This is a genomic window from Streptomyces sp. NBC_00096 (assembly GCF_045041305.1).
In the GTDB taxonomy this organism is placed as follows: domain Bacteria; phylum Actinomycetota; class Actinomycetes; order Streptomycetales; family Streptomycetaceae; genus Streptomyces.
On the sequence record NZ_CP108221.1, the window covers coordinates 1632554 to 1647297 of the forward strand.

15 protein-coding genes, 1 pseudogene and 1 riboswitch are annotated in these 14744 nt (G+C 71.2%); of the genes and pseudogenes, 1 reads left to right on the forward strand and 15 read right to left on the reverse strand.

Going from position 1 to position 14744, the window contains the following annotated elements; genetic code table 11:
- Positions 1-50: 50 nt before the first annotated feature.
- The 7 genes from OG904_RS06690 to rpsB form a co-directional block, all read right to left on the reverse strand.
- Positions 51-1151 carry a thiamine ABC transporter substrate binding subunit gene (locus OG904_RS06690; protein ID WP_405488356.1) on the reverse strand — a complete coding sequence of 367 codons (1101 nt, stop codon included), beginning with the start codon at positions 1149-1151 and terminating at the stop codon, positions 51-53.
- A gap of 84 nt (positions 1152-1235) precedes the next feature.
- A riboswitch (TPP riboswitch) is annotated at positions 1236-1344 on the reverse strand.
- Positions 1345-1403: 59 nt separating this feature from the next.
- Positions 1404-2516 (reverse strand): 23S rRNA (adenine(2503)-C(2))-methyltransferase RlmN, encoded by a 1113-nt coding sequence (gene rlmN / locus OG904_RS06695; RefSeq protein WP_385329304.1) that lies wholly within the window; start codon positions 2514-2516, stop codon positions 1404-1406.
- A gap of 159 nt (positions 2517-2675) precedes the next feature.
- On the reverse strand, positions 2676-3755 hold the full coding sequence (locus OG904_RS06700; RefSeq protein ID WP_405488358.1) for a phosphatidate cytidylyltransferase: 1080 nt from the start codon (positions 3753-3755) through the stop codon (positions 2676-2678).
- Complete coding sequence (gene frr, locus OG904_RS06705; RefSeq protein WP_112453867.1) at positions 3755-4312, reverse strand: ribosome recycling factor; 558 nt, start codon at positions 4310-4312, stop codon at positions 3755-3757. The genes OG904_RS06700 and frr overlap by 1 nt, the downstream gene beginning before the upstream one ends.
- Positions 4313-4362: 50 nt before the next feature.
- Positions 4363-5142 carry a UMP kinase gene (gene pyrH, locus OG904_RS06710; protein ID WP_250743872.1) on the reverse strand — a complete coding sequence of 260 codons (780 nt, stop codon included), beginning with the start codon at positions 5140-5142 and terminating at the stop codon, positions 4363-4365.
- Positions 5143-5304: 162 nt separating this feature from the next.
- Complete coding sequence (tsf, locus tag OG904_RS06715) at positions 5305-6141, reverse strand: translation elongation factor Ts (protein ID WP_266904072.1); 837 nt, start codon at positions 6139-6141, stop codon at positions 5305-5307.
- Positions 6142-6275: 134 nt separating this feature from the next.
- Positions 6276-7199 carry a 30S ribosomal protein S2 gene (rpsB, locus tag OG904_RS06720; RefSeq protein WP_405488361.1) on the reverse strand — a complete coding sequence of 308 codons (924 nt, stop codon included), beginning with the start codon at positions 7197-7199 and terminating at the stop codon, positions 6276-6278.
- Positions 7200-7450: 251 nt separating this feature from the next.
- On the opposite strand from rpsB, the pseudogene OG904_RS06725 reads away from it, so the two are divergent.
- Positions 7451-7957, forward strand: a pseudogene (locus OG904_RS06725) (M23 family metallopeptidase); the annotation flags it as partial.
- 51 nt (positions 7958-8008) lie between these two features.
- On the opposite strand, the gene OG904_RS06730 reads toward OG904_RS06725, so the two are convergent.
- From OG904_RS06730 to lepB, 8 genes are all read right to left on the reverse strand, one after another.
- On the reverse strand, positions 8009-8566 hold the full coding sequence (locus OG904_RS06730; RefSeq protein WP_405497821.1) for a TetR/AcrR family transcriptional regulator: 558 nt from the start codon (positions 8564-8566) through the stop codon (positions 8009-8011).
- Between the two features lie 115 nt (positions 8567-8681).
- Positions 8682-9515 carry an RNA polymerase sigma factor WhiG gene (gene whiG / locus OG904_RS06735; RefSeq protein WP_405488363.1) on the reverse strand — a complete coding sequence of 278 codons (834 nt, stop codon included), beginning with the start codon at positions 9513-9515 and terminating at the stop codon, positions 8682-8684.
- 209 nt (positions 9516-9724) lie between these two features.
- Positions 9725-10903: a DNA-processing protein DprA gene (gene dprA / locus OG904_RS06740; RefSeq protein WP_405488365.1), complete on the reverse strand. Its 1179-nt coding sequence runs from the start codon at positions 10901-10903 to the stop codon at positions 9725-9727.
- Complete coding sequence (locus tag OG904_RS06745; RefSeq protein WP_405488368.1) at positions 10900-12522, reverse strand: YifB family Mg chelatase-like AAA ATPase; 1623 nt, start codon at positions 12520-12522, stop codon at positions 10900-10902. The genes dprA and OG904_RS06745 overlap by 4 nt, the downstream gene beginning before the upstream one ends.
- Entirely contained in the window at positions 12522-12893 is a 372-nt protein-coding gene (locus OG904_RS06750) for a YraN family protein (RefSeq protein WP_405488370.1), read from the reverse strand. Before OG904_RS06750 ends, OG904_RS06745 begins: the two co-directional genes overlap by 1 nt.
- A 137-nt stretch (positions 12894-13030) precedes the next feature.
- Positions 13031-13339 carry a DUF2469 domain-containing protein gene (locus tag OG904_RS06755; protein WP_005311352.1) on the reverse strand — a complete coding sequence of 103 codons (309 nt, stop codon included), beginning with the start codon at positions 13337-13339 and terminating at the stop codon, positions 13031-13033.
- Between the two features lie 55 nt (positions 13340-13394).
- On the reverse strand, positions 13395-13862 hold the full coding sequence (locus OG904_RS06760) for an NUDIX hydrolase (RefSeq protein WP_405497823.1): 468 nt from the start codon (positions 13860-13862) through the stop codon (positions 13395-13397).
- Between the two features lie 82 nt (positions 13863-13944).
- The gene (gene lepB, locus OG904_RS06765) at positions 13945-14721 is read right to left on the reverse strand and encodes a signal peptidase I (protein WP_405497825.1); all 777 of its coding nucleotides are present in this window, start codon (positions 14719-14721) and stop codon (positions 13945-13947) included.
- Between the last annotated feature and the right edge of the window lie 23 nt (positions 14722-14744).

Here is a 14744-nt window from a genome sequence, read left to right on the forward strand (position 1 = left end):
CCTGACCACCGTGGCCCGCCCGCGCTCCTTCGAAACCTTGCCCACCGGTGCTACTTGACGACGAGCGTCGACCACGCCTTGACCCACTGGTCACGGTTCTTGGCGATGGCCTCCGGGGCGACCGTCTCCGGCTTCTCGATCACCACGCCGTGCTTGGTGAACAGCTCCGGCAGCTTCGCGTCCTTGGTCACGGGGTTCACGAACATCTGGAGCGGCATGTCCTCCTGGAACTTCTTGGAGATCAGGAAGTCCAGGAGCGCCTTGCCGCCCTCCTCGTTCTTCGCGCCCTTGAGCAGACCCGCGAACTCGGTCTGGCGGAAGCAGGTACCGGTCGCGACGCCCGTCGGGGCCTCGGCCGGCTGCGGCTCGCCGTAGAGCACCTCGACCGGCGGGCTGGAGGCGTAGGAGACGACCAGCGGGCGGTCGCCCTTGGCCTTCTTGCCGCCCGCCGAGCCGGAGAAGCGCTCGTTGTAGGCCTGCTCCCAGCCGTCGACGACCTCGACGCCGTTGGCCTTGAGCTTGCTCCAGTAGTCCTTCCAGCCGTCGTCGCCGTACTTGCCGACGGAGGCGAGGAGGAAGCCGAGGCCGGGCGAGGAGGTCGCGGCGTTCTCGGTGACCAGCAGGTTCTTGTACTCCGGCTTGATCAGGTCGTCCAGCGTCTGCGGCGGGGCGATCTTCTTGTCGGCGAAGTAGGCCTTGTCGTAGTTGACGCAGATGTCGCCGGAGTCGACCGGGGTGACCCGGTGCTCCTTGTCGAGGACGAACTCGGGCTTCACGTCGGCCAGCCCCTTGGCCTCGTACGGCGTGAAGATGCCGTTGTCGAGGGCACGGGAGAGGAGCGTGTTGTCCACGCCGAAGAAGACGTCGCCGCGCGGGGAGCCCTTGGTGAGGATCTCCTGGTTCAGCGCCGCGCCCGCGTCGCCCGACTTCAGGACCTTGACGGTGTAGCCGCTCTGCTGCTCGAACTCCTTGAGGACCGCGTCGGTCACGTTGAAGGAGTCGTGCGAGACGAGGGTGATCGTCTTGGACTTCGGGGCGTCGCTCGCGCCCGCGGACTTGTCCTTGGCGTCGCCGCCGCCGCAAGCACTGAGCGTGGTGACGCCGAGTGCGGCCGCGAGCGCGACGCCCGCCAGCTTCTTGGTGGTGCTCATTGGTGCATTCCTCCTGGGATGTCCAGGAGAAGACGCGGCCCCGCCCGGCGCTCTGCGGAGCGGACGCCGGGCAGGGCGCAACAGCTTGAGTGGTGACCGAACTTCCTACCCCGAATGACCGGGGCGAGGTTCAGAGGGTCTGCGGTGACGGATACCGCACTCTCAGCGCTGTGGCGCTCCCCTGTCGGAAATATGAAATTGGTTCGGCCACAGGGTACCCCGTGGCCGATTGTGAACCTCAACTGGCGAAAATCAGCGCTCCGAGGCGGCGAGCTGGCCGCACGCGCCGTCGATCTCCTGACCACGGGTGTCGCGTACGGTCACCGGCACGCCGTGGCGGGCGATGGCGTCCACGAACGCCTTCTCGTCCTCGGGCCGCGAAGCGGTCCACTTCGAGCCCGGCGTCGGGTTCAGCGGGATCAGGTTGACGTGTACGCGCTTGCCCTTGAGCAGCTTGCCGAGCAGGTCACCGCGCCAGGCCTGGTCGTTGATGTCGCGGATCAGGGCGTACTCGATGGAGATGCGGCGGCCCGACTTCTCCGCGTACTCCCAGGCCGCGCCGAGCACCTCGCGGACGTTCCAGCGGGTGTTCACGGGGACCAGGGTGTCGCGCAGCTCGTCGTCCGGCGCGTGCAGCGAGACCGCGAGACGGCACTTGAAGCCCTCGTCGGCGAAGCGCAGCATGGCCGGGACCAGGCCGACGGTGGAGACGGTGATCCCGCGCTGGGACAGGCCCAGGCCGTCGGGCTCCGGGTCGGTGAGGCGGCGGATGGCGCCGACGACGCGGTTGTAGTTGGCGAGCGGCTCGCCCATGCCCATGAAGACGATGTTCGAGAGCCGGGCCGGCCCGCCCGGGACCTCGCCGTCGCGCAGGGCGCGCATGCCGTCGACGATCTGGTGCACGATCTCGGCGGTGGACAGGTTGCGGTCGAGACCCGCCTGGCCGGTGGCGCAGAACGGGCAGTTCATGCCGCAGCCGGCCTGTGAGGAGATGCACATCGTGACCCGGTCGGGGTAGCGCATCAGCACGGACTCGACGAGCGTGCCGTCGTGCAGCTTCCACAGGGTCTTGCGGGTGGTGTCGTCGTCGCACGAGATGTGGCGGATGACGTTCATCAGGTCAGGCAGCAGCTCGTCGCGGAGCTTCTCGCGGGAGCCTGCCGGGATGTCGGTCCACTCGGCCGGGTCGTGCGCGTACCGGGCGAAGTAGTGCTGCGAGAGCTGCTTGGCCCGGAACGGCTTCTCACCGATCGCGGCGACGGCCTCCCGGCGCTCCTCGGGGGTGAGGTCGGCGAGGTGCCGGGGCGGCTTCTTCGCTCCACGGGGGGCGACGAAAGTGAGCTCTCCCGGAACAGGGCGGGCCATGGCAGGTACTCCTTGTAAGACGAAAGGCGCGCCGCAGAAGCAGCGCGCCCTTCAAGAGTAACCGCCCCGGCCGGACCGGGGCCTTTCGTCGTACGCCGCCCACCCGGACGGGACCGTCCCGATGAGAAGCCGGCCGGCCGGCGGCTGCGCCCGGCCGTGTCAGCCGGTGCCGACGAACGCGGCGAGCAGCAGCCAGACCACCGGGGCCGTCGGAAGCAGCGAGTCCAGCCGGTCCATGATGCCGCCGTGGCCCGGCAGCAGGGTGCCCATGTCCTTGATCCCGAGGTCGCGCTTGATCATGGACTCCCCGAGGTCACCGAGGGTGGCGCTGACCGCGACGGCGAAGCCGAGCACCAGGCCCTGCCACCAGACGCCCCCGTCGATCAGGAACTCCATGCACAGCGCGCCGGCGCCCATCGCGAAGGCCACCGCCCCGAAGAGCCCCTCACGGGTCTTCCCGGGGCTGATGCGCGGGGCGAGCTTGGTCTTGCCGAAGCGCCAGCCCACCGCGTAGGCCCCGGTATCGCTGACCACGGTCAGGACCAGGAAGGTGACCACCCGCTGCGGACCGTCGTCCGCGGTGAGCAGCATCGTGACGAACGTGGCCAGGAACGGCACGTAGAACGCCGCGAAGACACCGGCCGTGACGTCCTTGAGGTAGTCCTCGGGCGGTTCCGTCATCCGCCAGACCAGGACCGCGAGGGCCGTCAGGGCCATCGCCACCCAGGTGCCCTCGGCCCCGCGGACGTACCCGGCGATGACCATCGCCGCGCCGCCGATCGCGAGCGGGACCAGCGGGGCCTTGATGCCCTTCTTCTCCTGGAGCCGGGAGGTGAGCTCCCACAGGCCCACGACGACCGCCACGACGACGACGCCGACGAAGACCGCCTTGACGATGAACAGCGAGGCGAAGATCACCGCGCCGAGGCCCACGCCCACCCCTATTGCGGCACGCAGATCCCGCCCCGCACGCTTCTTCTGCGGCGGGGGCGAGGCGTCCTGCGGTGCCTGTGAAGGCGGGGTCGGCGGGGGGCTGGGCATGGGCTCCTGCGGCGGCGTATCGGCGCGGAAGAGGGAGCCGCCGTCAGCGGCGGCCCCCCGATCGCGTGCTTCCCGGTCGTCGAAGTCACGGCCGGCGGCATCGGGCACGATGGGCATGGGCCGAGTGTGCGGGCCCACCTGCGCATCGTATGCGGGACCCGCCGGAACCGGCTCCGGCTGCCAGGAAGAGTCGTTCATCAGACTTCGAGGAGCTCGGCTTCCTTGTGCTTGAGCAGCTCGTCCACCTGAGCGACGTACTTCGCGGTGGTGTCGTCGAGCTCCTTCTCGGCACGGCGCACCTCGTCCTCGCCGGCTTCCTTGTCCTTGACGAGCTTGTCGAGGGCGTCCTTCGCCTTGCGGCGGATGGCGCGGATCGACACCTTGGAGTCCTCGGCCTTGGTGCGCGCGACCTTGATGTACTCCTTGCGGCGGTCCTGCGTCAGCTCGGGGAAGGTCACCCGGATGATGCTGCCGTCGTTGCTGGGGTTGACGCCCAGGTCCGAGTCGCGGATGGCCGTCTCGATGTTGCGCAGGGCGCTCTTGTCGAACGGGGTCACGATCGCCATGCGCGGCTCGGGCACCGAGAACGAGGCGAGCTGGTTGATGGGCGTGATGGCGCCGTAGTACTCCGCCACGATCTTGTTGAACATCGCCGGGTGCGCACGACCGGTGCGAATCGCGGCGAAGTCTTCCTTGGCGACGACGACGGCCTTTTCCATCTTCTCCTCGGCCTCGAGGAGGATCTCTTCGGTCACCACGTGCTCCTGCATGTCAGAAATGGATGGTTCAGGCGGACGGGGCCTGCTCAGGCCCGGGTGCCCTGGTCGCTCACGAGCGTGCCGATCTTCTCACCCTTGACGGCGCGGGCGATATTGCCCTCGGCGAGCAACTCGAAGACCAGGATCGGCAGCTTGTTGTCGCGGCACAGCGTGATGGCGGTGGCGTCGGCGACCTTGAGGTCGCGGGACAGCACCTCGCTGTACTCCAGCGCGTCGAACTTCACCGCGTCCGGGTTCTTCTTCGGGTCGGAGTCGTAGACCCCGTCGACGCCGTTCTTGCCCATGAGCAGGGCTTCCGCGTCGATCTCCAGGGCACGCTGGGCGGCCGTGGTGTCGGTGGAGAAGTAGGGCATGCCCATGCCGGCGCCGAAGATGACGACGCGGCCCTTCTCCAGGTGCCGCACGGCGCGCAGCGGGATGTACGGCTCGGCGACCTGGCCCATGGTGATGGCCGTCTGGACGCGGGAGTCGATGCCTTCCTTCTCCAGGAAGTCCTGGAGGGCGAGGCAGTTCATGACGGTGCCGAGCATGCCCATGTAGTCGGACCGGGCCCGGTCCATGCCGCGCTGCTGGAGTTCGGCGCCGCGGAAGAAGTTGCCACCGCCGATCACCACGGCGATCTCCGCGCCGTCGCGGACCACCGCCGCGATCTCGCGCGCGATGGCGTGGACCACGTCGGGGTCGACGCCCAGTCCTCCGCCACCGGAGAAGGCTTCGCCCGACAGCTTCAGCATGAAGCGGCGGCCCTTCTTGTCCTGGTCGCTCTTGTCGTCGGAAGCGGTGTGGGTGTCCACGCCCTGATTCATGGAGATCTCCTCGTGCACATACGAAGAAGGCCATTGCCGGTGGGTCCTTGCGGTTCCCTCTACGGCAATGGCCTCCTCGTCAGATCTGCGGTCGCCCTGCGCGAACGCGGGCGACTGCTTCAGACCCTACCGGGGTCCGGTGTCCGTCGCGTACGGACGGACTCAGATGCCGACCTTGATGCGCGAGAAGCGCACCAGGGTGACACCGGCCTCGTCCAGAACCTTCTGGACGGACTTCTTGGCGTCCAGGGCGTAGGCCTGGCCAAGCAGGGTGTTGTCGCGGAAGAAGCCGTTGACGCGACCCTCGACGATCTTCGGCAGGGCGGCCTCGGGCTTGCCCTCGGCGCGGGTGACCTCTTCGGCCACACGGCGCTCGGACTCGACGACCTCGGCCGGCACGTCCTCGGCGGAGAGCCACTTCGGCGCGAACGCGGCGATGTGCTGCGCGACGCCGCGGGCGACCTCGGCGTTCTCCTTGTCGAGCTCGACCAGGACGCCGATCTGGAACGGCAGGTCGGGCATCGTGCGGTGCATGTACGCCGAGACGTAACCGCCGGTGAACTGCGCGAAGCGGTCCAGGACGATCTTCTCGCCGAGGTTGGCGTTGGCCTCGTCGACGAACGCCTGCACGGTCTTGCCGGGGGCGATCTCGGACGCGAGGAGCGCCTCGGTGTCGGCCGGGGAGGTCGCGGCGATGTGGTTGGCCAGCTCGTTGGTGACCGCGAGGAACTTGTCGCCCTTGGCGACGAAGTCCGTCTCGCACTTCAGCTCGACGAGGACACCGGAGGTGTTGTCGTCGGAGATGACGGAGACGACGGCACCGTTCTCGGCAGAACGGCCTTCGCGCTTGGCGACGCCCTTCTGACCCTTGATACGGAGTGCCTCGACGGCCTTGTCGACGTCACCGTCGGCCTCAACCAGCGCGTTCTTGCAGTCCAGCATGCCGACGCCGGTGAGCTCGCGGAGCTTCTTGACGTCAGCGGCGGTGTAGTTCGCCATGAGTCTGTGATTCTCTCTCGAAGTCGTGGATCTACGGGTGAACGGCGGAGGAGCGCGCTCGTGGCGCGGCTCCCCCGCCGTCATCGTCCGTTCTTCGAGTGCCCGGCGGATGATCGCCGGGCGCTCTCAGTGGGTCAGGCCTGCTCGGCGTCGGCGGCCGGAGCCTCGACGACGGCCTCGGCGACGACCTCAGCCTCGGCGGCCGGGGCAGCCTCGGCCTCGACGGCGGGGGTCTCGACAGCGGCCTCGACCGGAGCGGCCTCAGCGTCGTCGGCCTTCTTCTCACCCTCGAGCAGGTCGCGCTCCCACTCGGCGAGCGGCTCGGCGGCGGCCTTCTCGCCCGGCTTCGAGTCGCCAGTGGCGGCACCGGAACGGGCGATGAGGCCCTCGGCGACGGCGTCGGCGATCACGCGGGTGAGCAGGGTGACGGAGCGGATCGCGTCGTCGTTGCCCGGGATCTTGTAGTCGACCTCGTCGGGGTCGCAGTTGGTGTCGAGGATCGCGACGACCGGGATGTGGAGCTTGCGCGCCTCACCGACGGCGATGTGCTCCTTCTTGGTGTCGACGATCCAGACGGCGCTGGGGACCTTCGACATCTCGCGGATACCACCGAGGGTCTTCTCCAGCTTGATCTTCTCGCGAGAGAGGACCAGGAGCTCCTTCTTGGTGAGACCCGACGCCGCGACGTCGTCGAAGTCGATCGCCTCAAGCTCCTTCAGACGCTGAAGGCGCTTGTAGACGGTGGAGAAGTTGGTGAGCATGCCACCCAGCCACCGCTGGTTGACGTAGGGCATACCAACGCGCGTCGCCTGCTCGGCGATGGCCTCCTGGGCCTGCTTCTTGGTACCGACGAACATGATGGAACCGCCGTGGGCGACGGTCTCCTTCACGAACTCGTAGGCGCGGTCGATGTACGACAGCGACTGCAGCAGGTCGATGATGTAGATGCCGTTGCGCTCCGTGAAGATGAAGCGCTTCATCTTCGGGTTCCAGCGGCGGGTCTGGTGACCGAAGTGGACGCCGCTTTCCAGCAGCTCCCGCATCGTTACGACGGCCATGGCCATCTCCTTGTTTTCTCGGTTTGGTTCCTGACGCCCCCGCCGCGTCCTGCCCCCGCAGAGGGGACCGAGAGACGCTGTCACCTGGCTCTTTCGGGCTGGTGCTGGGGCGTGCGAAGTCGACCCGGTGACCCGGATCGCCACAAGAAGTGTACGGGACCCGGCGGTATGCCGGGTGACGCGGTTTTCCACACCGCCCGGCCCCTCCACAGCACGGCCGCCGCCCCGCGCCCGAGCGGGACCCTGAGCCCATGACGAAGCTCCTGCTGCCCCTGCTGCTGACCCTGGCCCTGGCCCTGCCACTGCCCCCGACTCCGCCGCTGGCTCCGGCTCCGGCTCCGGCCCCGGGTCCAGACGCGGATCCGGGTCCAGACGCGGGTCCGGGTCCAGACGCGGGTCCGGCCCGGACGGAGACCACCGCCGGCCGCCCGCTCCCGGCTCCGCTGACGGTGCTCCGGTGGTGGGACCCGCCCCCGACCCCGTACGCGGCGGGGCACCGCGGGGTGGACCTGGCGGCCCCGGTGGGCGCGGAGGTGCGCGCGGTGGGGCCGGGCCGGGTCCACTACGCCGGTCCGGTCGCGGGCCGCGGAGTCCTCTCGCTGACCCTCCCGGGCGGCCTGCGCACGACCTACGAACCCGTCCGCCCGCTGGTGGCGGAGGGCGCCGAGGTGACGGCGGGCCAGGTGGTCGCCCTGCTCACGGCCGGTTCCCACTGCCCCGGCCCGTGTCTGCACTGGGGCCTCCTGGAGTCGGAGGCCTACCTCAACCCGCTGGCCCTCCTGCCCCGCCCGACGCCCCGGCTGCTCCCCCTAGCCCCCCACGCCCCGCAGGGCCATGGCCACGGCCGCGTCGGTGACCACGGCCGGGTCCTCTCCGGAGCCCGCCTCGATCCGCCGTACCGCTGCGTCCACGACTCCCTGGAGCAGCATCGCGGCGAGCCTCGGCTCCGTCTGGCCCAGTGCCGCCAGCGCCTCCACGATCATCGCGATCAGCCCGCCGTGCGCCGCGCGGATCTTCTCGCGGGCGCCGGCGTCCAGCTCGCTCGCCGAGATGGCCACCACGGCGCGGTGGCGCTGGTCCCCGACCAGCCCCAACTGGCTCCGCACGTAGGCCTCGATCTTCGCCTCCGGCTCCTGCGCCCCGGACATGGCCGCCTCGATCTCGGCCGCCCACACGGGGAAGTCCACCGCACACAGCTCTTCGACGACGGCCGCACGGGAGCGGAAGTACTCGTACACCGAGGACCGGGCGAGGCCGGTCCGCTCGGCGAGGGCGGGGAAGGTCAGCGCTTCCGTCCCCCCTTCTGACAGCAGGGAACGCGCGGCGTCCAACAGGGCGCCGCGCTGCATCGACCGGTGCTCGGCCACGGAGGCCGCTCGAATCCTGGGCACGAGTCCACTCTACGGATGTACCGCAAGGCCGTCGCGCCCCCTTCGGCCCCCGGTGCCGAAGAGGGCGCCCCACGCCTCGGGGGACGAAGGCTCAGCGCCCGACGTCCGCCAGCTTCGCCCGCAGCTGCAGGACCGACTTGGTGTGGATCTGGCTGACGCGGCTCTCGGTGACCCCGAGGACGTTGCCGATCTCGGCGAGCGTGAGCCCCTCGTAGTAGTAGAGGGTCACCACCGTCTTCTCCCGCTCGGGCAGCGTGTTGATGGCCCGCGCCAGCAGGCGCCGCAGTTCCCGGTCCTCCGCGACCTCCACCGGGTTGTCGGCGGCGGTGTCCTCCAGCGTGTCCATCAGGGAGAGGCGGTCACCCTCTCCGCCGACGTGCAGCAGCTCTTCCAGGGCGACCACGTTGGCGAGCGACAACTGGCTGAAGACCGCGTGCAGGTCCTCCACCCCGATGCCCATCTCGCCGGCGACCTCGTGCTCGGTCGGGGTGCGCCGCAGCTGGGCCTCCAGCGTGGCGTAGGCCCGCTCGACGGCCCGCGCCTTCTGCCGCACCGAGCGCGGGATCCAGTCCAGCGCCCGGAGCTCGTCGATCATCGCGCCCCGGATCCGGGTGATCGCGTACGTCTCGAACTTGATGGACCGCTCGATGTCGAACTTCTCGATGGCGTCGATCAGTCCGAAGACCCCGGAGGAGACGAAGTCGGCCTGTTCCACATTGGGCGGCAGGCCGACGCTGACCCGCCCGGCCACGTACTTCACGAGGGGCGAGTAGTGCAGGATCAGCTGCTCCCGCAGCCGCTCGTCACCCGACTCCTTGTACGAGCGCCACAGGACCTCCAGGGACGTGGGCGCGGTGGACCGCTCGCTGCCGCGCGCAGCGGGGGGCACCGCAGCGCGGTCAGACCCTGAGGTGTGCTGGGGCATGCTTCGCCTTTGCCGGAGCCGGATTCCTTGGGAGCGTAGCGTGACGGAAGTGTCGCGGTGCGCGAAGAGTACGGGATCGCGCGGGCCCGCAAGGGCGCCCCGACTCGCGCGGGCGGCCCGGGACCGGCGCCTCGCGCACGGTCCCGGCGGCTGCCACCGGGAAGACCGCGTCTCTCATCGGCTTCACTCTTTCACCGGAACGCCCCAGGTCAACGACCGCCTCGCCGGGCAGCTCCGGTTTGTATGCCTCCTTCCGGCCATCGCGGGGTCAACTGCCAGCCGTCGCCCTGCCGTTCGACAAACCCCAGAGAGTGAAGTTCGTACAGTCTGCCGATGACTTCATCGGTGCCGGTGCCCGCCGCGAGGGCCACCTCCTCCAGGTCGGCGGGCCGCCCGGCCGGCAGCGCTTCGAGCACCCGGACCGCGCCGGGATCCAGCAGGTCCCGGGCGATCACGGGGCCGCGCCGTTCGGGAGCGAGCTCGCCCATCCCTCCGACCAGCTCGATGACCTCCGCCGCGTCGGTGACCAGAGAGGCCTCGCCGCGCAGCAGCTCGTGCACTCCGGCCGAGAGTCCGCTCGTGGCCGGGCCGGGGATGCCCATGGTGAACCTCCCGAGGGCCTGGGCCCGCCGGGCGGTGACCAGGGACCCGCTGCGGTGCGCGGCCTCCACGACGACCGTGCCCCGGGTCAGGGCCGCGATGACGCGGTTGCGCAGGACGAAACGGCTCGGCGTGGGGTGCGCGCCGGGCGGCAGCTCGCCGAGCAGCAGCCCCTGGGCGGCGATCCGGCCGAGCAGTCCGGCGTGCCCGCGCGGGTAGGGCACGTCCACCCCGCAGGCCAGCACGGCCGCCGTGGCTCCGCCCGCGGCGAGGGCGCCGCGATGGGCGGCCCCGTCGATCCCGTAGGCGGCCCCCGAGACGACCACCCAGCCGCGCTCGGTGAGCCCGGCGGCGAGGCTCTGCGCCATGTGGGCCCCGTACGGGGTGCACGCGCGGGCCCCGACCACCGCCACCGAGCGCAGCGCCCAGGTGCGCAGGCTCGGCCGGCCCCGGACCCACAGCCCGACCGGCCGGGCGTCGCCGAGGTCGTCCAGCTGGCTGGGCCACTCCGCCGATCCGGGGCAGACGAACCGGCCCCCCGTACCGGCGGCGGCCGCCAGGTCCCGCTCGGGGTCGGCCAGGGCGGCCCGGCGGCGGTATCCGGCGAGCCGCTCGGCGCCGACCCCGGCCGGCACCCCGGGCTCCGGATCCGGCCCGGTCAGCAGCCGTATCAGGCCGACGGCCCCGTACCTGCGCAGCCAGCGCCCGCCGTGTTCCTCCCCGGGCTCCAGCACCCGGGTCAGCGCGGCCCGCGCGAGCACCTCGGCCCGCGCGTCGGGCCCGGTCATGACGCCCCTCCCATCGACGCCACCGCTCCCCGGGCGATTCCGGTCCGCAGTTCCAGGGCGATGGCCGCGTCCAGGGCGTCGGGGCGGTCCCGGCCCCGGAGGTCGGCCACCGTCCAGGCGACCCGGAGCACCCGGTCGAGACCGCGCGCGGTGAGCAGGCCGCGCTCCAGGTCCTGCTCGGCCTGGGCCAGCGCCCCCGGGGCGGCCGGCCAGCGGGTCCGCAGCTCGTGGCCCGGGACCTCCGCGTTGAGCCGCCAGGGCGTCCCCGAGAGACGGGCCGCCGCCCGGTCGCGGGCCCCGCGGACCCGGTCGGCGACCGCCGCCGTGGCTTCGCCGCGGCCCCCGCGCCCCAGCAGGTCGGAGCGGGTCACCGGCTCGACCTCCACCCGCAGGTCCACCCGGTCCAGCAGCGGCCCGGACAGCCGGGCCTGGTAGCGCCGGATCACCGAGGCCGGGCAGTCGCAGCCGGCCCCGTGCAGGGTGTGCCGCCCGCACGGGCAGGGGTTGGCGGCGAGCACCATCAGGAACCTGGCCGGCAGCCGTACCACCCCGGCGGCCCGGGCGATGACCACGTGCCCGGCCTCAAGGGGCTGGCGCAGGGCGTCCAGGGCCTTGGTGCTGAACTCCGCGGCCTCGTCGAGGAACAGCACCCCCCGGTGGGCCAGGGACACCGCTCCGGGCCTGGCCACCCCGGCTCCGCCCCCGACGAGGGACTGCATGGTCGCGGAGTGGTGCGGGGCGCAGTACGGGGGCCGCGCCACGAGCGGTTCGCCCGGCGGCAGGATTCCCGCGACCGAGTGCACGGCCGTGACCTCCAGGGAGTCCTGCCGGGTGAGCGGGGGCAGGATCCAGGGGATCCGCTCGGCCAGCATCGTCTTGCCCGCCCCGGGTGGCCCGCTGAGGAAGAGGTGGTGGCCTCCGGCGGCCGCCACCTCCAGGGCCCGGCGCGCGCCGTGCTGTCCGGCGACGTCGGCGAGGTCGGGGAAGTCCCGCCCGTCCCGGTCGCGGGCGACCCCCGTCCCGATTCCGGCTCCGGGCACGATCAGCCCGGCCAGCATCGGGTCGGGACGCCCCGGCGGATCGGGCGGGTCCTCCTCGGGGACCTCCCCGCCGGTCAGCACCGCGATCAGCTGGCGCAGGCTGCGCACGCCGAGCACCGAGAGGTCGGGGACGAGCATGGCCTCGGCCGCGCATTGCTGCGGGACCACGACCTGCCGGTATCCGGCCTCGGCGGCGGCGAGCACCGCCGGCAGGATCCCCCGCACGGGACGCACCCGGCCGTCCAGGCCCAGCTCCCCGATGAGGACGAGATCGGCGATCGCCGCCGGGTCGACCACTTCGGCGGCGCCCAGGACGGCGGCTGCCACGGCGAGGTCGAACCCCGAGCCGGACTTCGGGACGGATGCCGGGCTGAGGCCCACGGTGAGCTTCTTCTGCGGCCAGGCGGCGCCGGAGTTCACCACGGCCGCCCTGACCCGGTCCCGGCTCTCGACCAGGGTCTTGTCGGGCAGCCCCACCAGGGCGAAGGCGGCGATCCCCGGCTCCAGGTCGGCCTGGACCTCCACCACCACGCCGTCGACGCCCACGAGGGCGACCGAGCAGGCTCGCGCGAACCCCATCAGGCCGCCCCCCTGATGTGCTCCACCACGGGCCCGCCGCGCCGCGGCAGCAGGACTCCGACCAGGTCGATGCGCACCCCGCCCGGGGGCGGTCCCCCGTGGTCGGCGAGCCAGCGCCCGGCGAGCCTGCGCAGGCGCTCCGCCTTGCCGGGCCGCAGGGCGGCCATCGGGTGCTCGAACTCCCCCGCCCGCCGGGTCTTGACCTCGCACACGACGAGGGCGTCCCCGTCCCGGGCGACGATGTCGATCTCCCCACCGCGACAGCGCCAGTTCCGCGCGATCACGGTCATCCCGGCCTCGGTGAGCCTGCGCGTCGCGAGGTCCTCGCCGTACCGCCCCAATGCCTGCTGTGCCACGCCCTTCGCGTTCATCCGGCACCACCTCCGGCACCGACGATCCCGCGTCCCCGCCCACCCATTGGATCTTGGTGGACAGCCGGGGCGTTGTGGACGACACCGTCACCCCGGCGGGGGAATCCCCGCGCTCAGCCGCGGGGAAATCCTCTCGATCAGCTGCCCGGAAGTTCGAGATCGCTCTTGTTGAGCTCCTCGATGTTCACGTCCTTGAAGGTCAGCACCCGCACCTGCTTGACGAAGCGGGCCGGCCGGTACATGTCCCAGACCCACGCGTCCGCCATCGACACTTCGAAGAAGACCTCCCCCTGGACCGAGTGCACCTGCATCTCGTAGTCGTTGGTGAGGTAGAAACGGCGTTCCGTCTCGATCACGTACTTGAACAGCCCGACGACGTCGCGGTACTCGCGATAGAGCTTCAGCTCCATCTCGGTCTCGTACTTCTCGAGGTCCTCGGCACTCATGGCATGTTCCCCTTCAGCCGTGCGTCCCCCTATTGTGCGCCAGGCCCCCGCGCCCCTAAACGATTTCCGGAGCCAGGTTCACGGGCGCACCCGGAGGACCGTCGTCGAGCAGCGTGCGGAGCAGCTCTGCGAGTCTGGTCGGGTACACCGTCTCATGGGCCGCCAGCAGTTCCTCGGAGGTCCACCACCTGGCACCGGAGACGCTGCGCCGCTCCAGCTCGGTGAGCCCGCCCATCTCGGTCGCCGTCTGGGCGGTACGTGCCAGGAAGTACCACTCGTCCTGCTCCCAGCGGCGCCCGTCGAAGGGGAACGAGCAGTAGCGGTGCCACAGCACCGGCCCCAGTTCCACCGCGGTGATCCCGGTCTCCTCCGCCAGCTCTCGCAGCGCGGCCTGCTCGCGGGTCTCGGCCCCTTCGAGGCCGCCGCCCGGGGTGAACCACCAGTCGTCCGTCGGATCCGCGGGCTCGAAGCCGTGCAGCAGCAGGATCCGGTCCTCGGGGTCCAGCAGGATCAACCGCGCCACCTTGCGCGGCCCGCCCTCCCCGGCCGTCCCTCCGCCCGTTGCGGCTCCCGCACCGGCACCCGGACCCGGACCCGCCGTCGCGTCAGCGGGCACCGGCCCGCTCCCGCCTCCGCCCGCGCCCCAGAACCCGTACGACCGGCCCGTACGCGGCTCCGAGCACCACCAGGGCGGCTCCGGCCACCACCGCCGCGACCTGGAGGCGCAGCGGCCCCGGCTTCGAGATCCCGCCGGGCAGGGCCGCGTAGGTCCCGGGCCGCTCCAGCATCGACATGGAGGGCCACGCGAGGGCGTCGACCCGGGCGTTCACCGCCGAACGGGGCACCGTCCCCTGGCCGGCCTCCTCCAGGTGGGCCCGGGAATCCAGCGAGGCGCCGCGCCGGTCACCCAGCAGGAAGAGGTTGCCCTCCGGCACCGTCACCTCGAACGGGGTCCGGGAGGCGGACCCGCCGGGGGCGCCCGTCACGTCGAGCTTCTCCGCCTCGATGTACGGCTCGTCCAGCTCCTTGCCGTTCACCGTGAGCCGTCCGCCGTCTCCGCAGCACTTGACGGTGTCACCGCCGATGCCGACGACGCGCTTGACCATCGGCGAATCGCTCCACTGGGCGTCCTTGAAGATGACCACGTCCCCGCGGCGCACCTCACCGCCGTCGATGCGCTGCGCCAGCACCCGGTCACCGGGCTGCACCGTCGGCACCATCGAGTCGGTCGGCACCGTGTACGGCTGGTACACGACTGCTCCCCACACGAACCCGCCCAGGAAGAGCACAAAGCCGATGGCCACGGCGATTCCCGACAACATGTTGCCGAGTCCGCCGCGGCCACCGCCGTCACCTGCTCGTATTGCTTGTGTTCCGCCCATTGCAAGCGCCCCCACACTCGGAG

What these genes read in the sequence shown, in the direction of transcription:
- OG904_RS06690 (WP_405488356.1), bottom strand. Translation starts at nt 1,151, where the DNA reads ATGAGCACCACCAAGAAGCTGGCGGGCGTCGCGCTCGCGGCCGCACTC.
- rlmN (WP_385329304.1), bottom strand. Translation starts at nt 2,516, where the DNA reads ATGGCCCGCCCTGTTCCGGGAGAGCTCACTTTCGTCGCCCCCCGTGGA.
- OG904_RS06700 (WP_405488358.1), bottom strand. Translation starts at nt 3,755, where the DNA reads ATGAACGACTCTTCCTGGCAGCCGGAGCCGGTTCCGGCGGGTCCCGCA.
- pyrH (WP_250743872.1), bottom strand. Translation starts at nt 5,142, where the DNA reads ATGAATCAGGGCGTGGACACCCACACCGCTTCCGACGACAAGAGCGAC.
- tsf (WP_266904072.1), bottom strand. Translation starts at nt 6,141, where the DNA reads ATGGCGAACTACACCGCCGCTGACGTCAAGAAGCTCCGCGAGCTCACC.
- rpsB (WP_405488361.1), bottom strand. Translation starts at nt 7,199, where the DNA reads ATGGCCGTCGTAACGATGCGGGAGCTGCTGGAAAGCGGCGTCCACTTC.
- whiG (WP_405488363.1), bottom strand. Translation starts at nt 9,515, where the DNA reads ATGCCCCAGCACACCTCAGGGTCTGACCGCGCTGCGGTGCCCCCCGCT.
- dprA (WP_405488365.1), bottom strand. Translation starts at nt 10,903, where the DNA reads ATGACCGGGCCCGACGCGCGGGCCGAGGTGCTCGCGCGGGCCGCGCTG.
- OG904_RS06745 (WP_405488368.1), bottom strand. Translation starts at nt 12,522, where the DNA reads ATGGGGTTCGCGCGAGCCTGCTCGGTCGCCCTCGTGGGCGTCGACGGC.
- OG904_RS06750 (WP_405488370.1), bottom strand. Translation starts at nt 12,893, where the DNA reads ATGAACGCGAAGGGCGTGGCACAGCAGGCATTGGGGCGGTACGGCGAG.
- OG904_RS06755 (WP_005311352.1), bottom strand. Translation starts at nt 13,339, where the DNA reads ATGAGTGCCGAGGACCTCGAGAAGTACGAGACCGAGATGGAGCTGAAG.
- lepB (WP_405497825.1), bottom strand. Translation starts at nt 14,721, where the DNA reads ATGGGCGGAACACAAGCAATACGAGCAGGTGACGGCGGTGGCCGCGGC.